Below are 7,462 nucleotides of genomic sequence, written 5' to 3' on the forward strand. Positions count from 1 at the left end.
CCCTCCACTCGGAGGGCCCGGCACAAGTCCACACACAAGGTGCGCACGTAGGTTCCCTTCGAGCACCTCACTTGTATGCGTCCTCGCGACCCGAAGACCACGGGATCCGGCCAGGATTCTGCATCCACTGGCCTAATCTCGTAGATTTCGACAGTCCGAGCCTGTCGCTCAACCTCGATGCCTTCCCGTGCGAGCTCGTAAAGGCGGCGCCCTTTATGATGAACTGCAGACATCATCGGCGGCACCTGCTGGATCTCGCCACGGAACTGGGACATGGCATCAAAGACGGCAGCTTTTTCGATCTCGAAGTTGGAAGTCTCTCTGGTGGGCGTCCCCGTGGAATCCGCGGTGTCGGTGGAGACCCCAAACACAATCTCAGCGATGTACTCCTTAGGCAGGTCGACCATGAACCTCGCGAGCCTGGTCGCTCTCCCCAGGCAGAGTACAAGGACGCCTGTGGCAGGCGGGTCCAGTGTGCCGGTGTGGCCACACGAACGCTCATCAGTGATCCGCCGCACTCGTGCCACCACGTCGTGAGAGGTGAACCCCTGGGGCTTGTCGACCACGATTAGGCCGTCCACTTGAAACCCGCTGTCGACAGTGCTTCCGCTATTCTCGGGATAACCTGCGACTTTACGGCCTCCATCGAACCTGAGATTGTGCATCCGGACGCCCTCACGTGGCCGCCTCCGCCAAGTTCGGCCGCGATCCTGGCCACATCCACCTTCTCCTTGGAGCGAAGCCCGACCCGGATTTGGTCCCCCGGCAGCTCACGAAAGGCCACCGCGACCTCGACACCTGCCACGGATCTTGCGTACCCGATGAACCCCTCGGTCTCACCCTCCGTCACGTCGTGTTTGCGCATGAGATCGGAGGTAATGGTCATGACCGCAAGGGATCCCCCACACTGGAACTCCATCGAGAGAATCGCCTCGGCCAGAGCGGCCAGCGACCCGTAGGGCTTGCTGTCGTAGATGTTCTGGGAGACCTCCCAGGGTCTAGCACCCGCCTCCACAAGCTCAGCCGCAACACTGAAGGTCTGAGCCCTAGTATTGGAGTACCTGAAGGAGCCGGTGTCTGTGGCGATGGCCGCGTAAAGGCAGGTGGAGATCGCCGGGTCGAACTCGACGCCCAGGCGTTTCATGATGGCGGCCACCTGTTCCCCGCAAGCGGCCGCCTCGGTCTCCACCCAGTTCACGTCGGCAAACATGCTGTTGGTGGCGTGGTGGTCTATGTTGACCACCTTGGCGCTGCCTCGAACCGCATCCTGGCACCCGCCCACACGCTCGAGGGCGCCACAATCGAGGACGATCGCAAGGGAATACGCGGCCTCGAGGGCGCTCGGAGTCACGATAGAAGAGGCTCCCGGAAGGAAGGACAGGGAAGACGGAACCGGCTCCGCAAGAGCCGCGACCGGTTCCCACCCGAGGCGCTCGAGAGCATGTTTCAAGCCAAGAACCGACCCGACCGCGTCACCATCTGGGACCACGTGGGTGGTGATGAGGATGGTAGTCGCGCCGGAGAATGCCGCGACGACGTCATCTGGGCAGATCACGTGGTCCCGTCCCTGCCTTCCCCTTTCTGGATTTCGGAGATGAGCGCGAGCACACGAGACCCGCGCTCGATGGACTGGTCGTACTCGAAGGTGAAGTCCGGAGTGTGTCTGAGGCGAATGCGTCGCCCTATCTCAGTCCGGATGAACCCGCGCGCACTCTCCAGCGCCTGCATCGTCTGGGCCCTGGATTGCTCGTCACCGAGTATGCTCACATACACCCGCACGTGCCTGAGGTCTCGGCTGACTTCAACATCGGTGATGGTTGCAAACCCGACTCTCGGGTCTTTCAGGTCTTTCCGCAGCATGCTGGAGATCTCTTCGCGTATGGTATCCCGGAGCCTGTCAGCCCGGTAGGTAGGCATCACCCGCACCTCCATCAGTCCCCGCAGCCTACAGAATCTCTATCTCATACCGCTCAAGCACGGCGTCAGGGCCCTGATCCAGGGCCCTGGCCACTGCCTCGAGCATGCTGTAAGCGTGCGCGGAATCGTTGGTCACACACACGATCCCGATCAGGGCTCGATTCCAGACGTCTTGGTCCCCGACCTCCGCAATGGCCACATTGTGCCGGGACCGGGTTCGGGCGATCAGACTCTGTACCACCCGCCGCTTGTCCTTAAGCGACCAGCTTCCGTCGATCATCAGTTCGCAGTGCATCGCCCCGATAACCATCCGGCCATCACCACCCCACCCGTCACGGCCGGGGCCAGCTCGCGCCCTACAGAGCTCGCTTGATCTCCTCTTTGCCGTAGGCTTCGATGACGTCCTGCTCTCTTACATCGTTCCAGTTCTCAATGCCTATTCCACACTCGAACCCTGCGCTGACCTCTCGAGCGTCATCCTTGAAACGCTTGAGCGACGAGATCTTGCCCTCGTAGACCACGAGTCCGTCTCGGAGAACCCGGACGCCCGCAGTTCGCGGTATCTTCCCGTCGGTGACGTAGCACCCCGCCACGACCCCGGCTTTCGGGATCTTGAAGGTGGCCCGGACTTCCGCACGCCCGTACGTAACATCGCGGAATTCCGGTTCGAGCAGGCCTTCCATGGCCCTCTTGACGTCGTCGATGGCATCGTAGATGACTCGATATAGCCTCACGTCCACGTGTTCCGACTCGGCGCTCCTCGCTGCGGCCGGCTCGGGGCGGACGTTGAACCCTATTATGATGGCATTCGAGGCGGCGGCAAGCATTATGTCGGATTCGGTCACCGCGCCGACGCCCCCGTGGATGATGTCCACGCGGACCTCAGGCGATGAGAGTTTCTCGAGGGCCTGCCGGACAGCCTCGACTGAGCCCTGGACATCGGCTTTTATTATGATGTTGAGCTCCTTGACATCGCCTTCTTTGATCTGCTTGAACAGGTCCTCCAACGAGACGCGCCTGCCCTCTTTCATCTCCGCGAGTCTCCGGTGTTCGGCGCGGCGCTCCGCCACCTGCCTGGCCTCGCGTTCGTCGGTGACGGCCCGGAACTCGTCACCGGCGACCGGGACTTCACTCAGCCCGAGAACCTCAACCGGCATGGACGGAGTGGCTTGGTCTACCGGCTCACCCTTGTGGTTCGTCATCGCCCTGACTCTGCCGAACACCTCGCCGACCAGGAATGAGTCACCCACCCTGAGAGTGCCTTTCTGAATCAGCACTGTGGCGACAGGGCCTCGGCCTCTGTCGATCTTGGCTTCAACCACAGTGCCCACGGCAGGCCTGTCAGGGTTGGCGCGGAGATCGCGCATGTCCGCAACGAGCAGGATCATCTCGAGGAGCTCGGAGATGCCTTGCTTGTGGACGGCTGACACTTTGACCATGACGGTGTCGCCGCCCCACTCTTCGGGGACCAGGCCGATTTCACCCAGCTGACGTTGGACCCGTTCAGGCTGGGCGTTGGGCTTGTCGATCTTGTTCACCGCCACGATTATGGGTACCTTCGCCGCCCTCGCGTGGTTGATTGCCTCGATCGTCTGGGGCATGACCCCGTCGTCAGCCGCAACAACCAACACAGCCAAGTCAGTGACTTGCGCGCCTCGAGCGCGCATGGCGGTGAACGCCTCGTGGCCCGGGGTATCGAGGAAGGTTATCTTCCGCCCGTGCAGTTCAACCTGGTACGCACCTATATGCTGTGTTATCCCACCTGCTTCGGTGGCAGTCACGTGAGACTCACGTATCGCGTCGAGAAGCGATGTCTTGCCGTGATCGACATGACCCATGATAGTCACCACCGGCGGCCTGGGCTTGAGAGACTCCGGAGGGTCCACGATCTCGGCGAGAGACAGCTCACGTTCCTCTCTCTCGGAGGTGAGCTCTGCTTCCACTCCGAACTCCGAAGCCAGTACCTGGGCGACTTCCCCTTCTATCTCCTGGTTGATGTTGGCCATGACCCCGAGTTTCACGAGCTTGCCAACGGCCTCGCTGGCCGAAATCTCAAGCTTGGCAGCAAGGTCTCGCACGGAGATGGAGGAGCTGACCTCGATACGCTTGGTCTTGTTGGGTTTCTCCCGGCGCCGCGTGGACCGCCTCACGGTCCCTTCGTCGTCCAGGTCACCAGCGAGAAGTCTCCTTCCGAGGAGTCTCGTATCCTCGAGCGGCGAGGTCGTCGGGCCACGCTTGCGCCCTCGCTTGTCAGCGCGTCTCTCCGACGGCCCACGTCCGGTGTCTTCCTCAAACTCGCCTCTGCGTCTGCCTCGCCCACTCCACGACTTCCCACGTCCCCCATGTGTTGCCGGTGTGACAGCAGGCGGCGGCGGCACTCCAAGCGCGGGGCCACGCCTGAACCCAGGGCTGCCCCCTGGCCGACTACCTGCTGCAGACCGCATTCCCGGCCCCACTGACGCCGCGGGTGAGCCCGCAGACCTAGCACCGAGCGGGTACCCAGATCCGGAAGGCCTGGAAGGGTAAGCCGGGCTCGCCGGGCGCGTGTAGGCCCCGGGAGCGCCGGGCTTCCCCTGGCCCGCTGGAGCCGGACGCCCCTGACCAGCCGGGCTGGGACGGTACGCACCCGCCGGCCGCGCCGGGATAAACGGATATGATGGATCGAGTGGCCGCTGGACCTGGCCTGGTGCGGGCCGTCCTTCTCTCGGTCGCGAAGGCGCCTGATCCCGCCTCGGGCCCGGAGTTCCCCCTGGCCTCTCCGCCTGCCTAGGGAACGTCTGGCTCGCCGCCGGACGCGCCTTAGCGGGCCGGGCCTGGTGAGCAGTGGGCTCTGGCGGTTGCGGCCTTTCAGGGACCGCATGATCGGAGACCCGCGGGTGGACCTGAGCCTGTGACGGCTGAGCGGCCGGAGCCGGAGGCGCAACAGCGGGCGTCTGTGGTGCCGCCGGAGCAGCCACCTGTTTCTGCGCATCAGGGCCATACTTGCGCATCACATAGCGTGCGGCGTTTTCGTCGATCGCGCTCATGTGGTTCTTGGCCTTGACCCCCAGCTCATTCAGGAGGCTTACCAGATCCTTGCTTGGCATGTTCAGGTCCTTGGCCAATTCGAAAACTCTCACTTTTGCCATTGATCTTCACCCCCGCGACCCGAAAGAGGCCGTAGAACTTCGCGGTGCTTCAGAAGACCTGAAGCAAAACTCTCGTCCGTGACCGCCGCGATAGCGACCGGTCTGGGTGAACCGAGGGCGCGCCCCAGGCTCTCCCTGTCAGAGACTCTGATGATCTCGAGGAATCGGCGGCCCGCAAGCCGCTGGAACCTGGACGTGGTACGTTCCGATGCGTCCCCTGCGACCACCAGGAGCTTGGCGCGTCCGGACTCCACCGCCCTTGCGACGGACGCGCTGCCCACCGCGAGCGCTCCGGCCTTCTCTGCGAGGCCCAGGAATCCGAGACAATCGAAGCCAACCAGCTATTCATCAACTCCCGTAATCTGCGACTCGAGCGCCTTGAGCACGCTCGGAGCAACCTCCGCGTCGAGCGCTCTCGCGAGCCTGTTACCTTTCGTCGCCCGAGCGAGACAGTCCGGACTGGGGCACACGTAAGCCCCTCGCCCGGATTTCTTCCCCGTCGGATCCACGACGACTTCGCCCTCGGGCGTCCTCACAATGCGCACGAGTTCCTTCTTCGCACAAACCTTCCCGCAGCCGACACAGGTCCGTTGCGGGACCTTTCTGGGCTTCGGCACGCCTGGGATCACACCCCTAGAAGTCGATTTCGAACTTGGGTATGCCGCCCAAGCCTATTTGCGACTCAGGTCTTATGTCTATTTTCCAACCCGTGATCTTCGCGGCAAGCCGGGCGTTCTGGCCCTCCCTGCCGATAGCGAGCGACAGCTGGTGGTCGGGCACTATCACCTGTGCCACCTTGGTAATGAAGTCTGGTCGCACGCCCACCGCCTTCGCGGGGCTCAAGGCATTCGCAACGAACTGGGAGTAGTCCTCGCTCCAAGGGATTACGTCGATCTTCTCGCCCCCGAGCTCATTGACTACTGCCTGGATGCGCTGACCCCTCGGCCCCACGCACGCCCCAACCGGGTCCACGTTCGGGTCGCGAGAAGCCACAGCGATCTTCGACCTGGCACCGGCTTCCCTGGCGACGCCTTTGATCTCCACTACGCCCTCGGCGATCTCCGGGACCTCCAGCTCCAGCAGCCGGCGGAGCAACCCCGGATGGGTCCTGGAGACGAGCACCATTGGACCCTTGTTGGTCTTGCGGACCTCGACCACGTAGCACTTGATTCTGAGCCCCTGCTCGTAGAACTCCGTGGCGATCTGCTCCTGCGGAGGGAGCGTCGCTTCAACCCGGCCCAGGTCCACGATTACGTTGCGCTGTTCGTGCCGTTGGACCACGCCCGTCACAACGTCCCCCTCGCGGCTGGAGAACTCATCGTAGATGACACCGCGCTCTGCCTCGCGGATACGCTGCACCACGACCTGTTTCGCGGTCTGTGCCGCTATCCTGCCGAACTCCCTCGGGGTGACCTCGCGTTCGAGGATGTCGCCGGGCTGGAAACCCGGGTCGCTCTCTCGGGCCTCGGAGAGCGATACCTCGGTCCTGGGGTCGTGGACCTCCTCGACTACGGTCTTCCGCGACAGGACAACGATCTTGCCACTCGCCGGGTCAATACTGATACGTACATTTTGGGACGACCCATAGTGCCGCTTGAAAGCAGAGACCAGGGCCGCCTCGAGTGCCTCGAGGAGCACCTGTTTCGATATGCCTCTCGACTTCTCCAGCTCGTCGAGGGCCATGATCACCTCGATGTTGTCGTTCTGTCCCATACCACAGAGCCTCCTAGAGGGGCACAGCAAGCCTGGCCTTGCTTATCTTCTTTCGCGGGATCTCGATCACGGCGCCGTCTATCTCCATCAAGACCGACTCATTGGAGTTCCCCCGAAGGTAGCCTTCGAAGGTCTTCCTGCCATCGATCTCGGCGTAGGTGGTGATGATTGCCCACCTCCCGCTGAACTTATCGTATTCCTCATCGCGCCGTATGGGCTTCTCGCCCGAGGACGAGACTTCCAGCATGTAGCTTGCGGGGATGAAGTCTAACCTGTCCAACTCGGCTCCGACTCGCTCGGAAAGGTCTGCGCAGTCATCGATGCTCACTCCACCGGGCTTCTCGATGTAGATCCTGAGATACCAGTACCCGGATTCCTTCACGAACTCAGTGTCCACGACTGAAAGACCGAAACTGGAGGCTGCAACCTCCGCAATTTGGGACGCCCGGGCTTCGATGCGAGCGCGGTCCATCACAATCCCCCTTCCCCGGGCTCGAGACCGCGGATATTGGCCTCTTGGGCAACATACATGACGAAAGAGTGGGTCCTCACCCACTCTCACCGGCACAGACATCCACAGACAACTCTAAGCCTCACACCACTTACTATACCACACCATCAGGGCTCACGCAATAGCGACTTACACACCGACCGCGTCAATCCACAGTAGGGAAGAAGAGCTGAAGAGCCTTTCCGTAGCGCTG

General features: G+C 62.4%; 8 protein-coding genes and 1 pseudogene. All 9 read right to left on the reverse strand.

The window, feature by feature from the left end:
* Positions 1-581, reverse strand: a 581-nt coding sequence (gene truB / locus NUW23_13705) for a tRNA pseudouridine(55) synthase TruB (GenBank protein MCR4427216.1), incomplete at its 3' end; no start/stop codon positions are given.
* Complete coding sequence (locus tag NUW23_13710) at positions 569-1,555, reverse strand: bifunctional oligoribonuclease/PAP phosphatase NrnA (GenBank protein ID MCR4427217.1); 987 nt, start codon at positions 1,553-1,555, stop codon at positions 569-571. The genes truB and NUW23_13710, both read right to left, overlap by 13 nt.
* On the reverse strand, positions 1,552-1,917 hold the full coding sequence (rbfA, locus tag NUW23_13715) for a 30S ribosome-binding factor RbfA (GenBank protein ID MCR4427218.1): 366 nt from the start codon (positions 1,915-1,917) through the stop codon (positions 1,552-1,554). Before rbfA ends, NUW23_13710 begins: the two co-directional genes overlap by 4 nt.
* A gap of 28 nt (positions 1,918-1,945) precedes the next feature.
* Positions 1,946-2,227: a DUF503 domain-containing protein gene (locus tag NUW23_13720; GenBank protein ID MCR4427219.1), complete on the reverse strand. Its 282-nt coding sequence runs from the start codon at positions 2,225-2,227 to the stop codon at positions 1,946-1,948.
* Between the two features lie 46 nt (positions 2,228-2,273).
* Positions 2,274-5,045: a translation initiation factor IF-2 gene (gene infB, locus NUW23_13725; protein MCR4427220.1), complete on the reverse strand. Its 2,772-nt coding sequence runs from the start codon at positions 5,043-5,045 to the stop codon at positions 2,274-2,276.
* Positions 5,033-5,359 (reverse strand): ribosomal L7Ae/L30e/S12e/Gadd45 family protein, encoded by a 327-nt coding sequence (locus NUW23_13730; protein MCR4427221.1) that lies wholly within the window; start codon positions 5,357-5,359, stop codon positions 5,033-5,035. The genes infB and NUW23_13730 overlap by 13 nt, the downstream gene beginning before the upstream one ends.
* Positions 5,360-5,386: 27 nt before the next feature.
* Entirely contained in the window at positions 5,387-5,662 is a 276-nt protein-coding gene (locus NUW23_13735; protein MCR4427222.1) for a YlxR family protein, read from the reverse strand.
* A 58-nt stretch (positions 5,663-5,720) separates the two neighbouring features.
* Positions 5,721-6,758, reverse strand: a pseudogene (nusA, locus tag NUW23_13740) (transcription termination factor NusA).
* A gap of 13 nt (positions 6,759-6,771) precedes the next feature.
* Positions 6,772-7,230, reverse strand: a complete 459-nt coding sequence (locus tag NUW23_13745) for a ribosome maturation factor RimP (protein ID MCR4427223.1) — start codon at positions 7,228-7,230, stop codon at positions 6,772-6,774.
* Between the last annotated feature and the right edge of the window lie 232 nt (positions 7,231-7,462).

The sequence above is a fragment of the Bacillota bacterium genome (assembly GCA_024655925.1).
In the GTDB taxonomy this organism is placed as follows: domain Bacteria; phylum Bacillota; class DTU025; order DTU025; family JANLFS01; genus JANLFS01.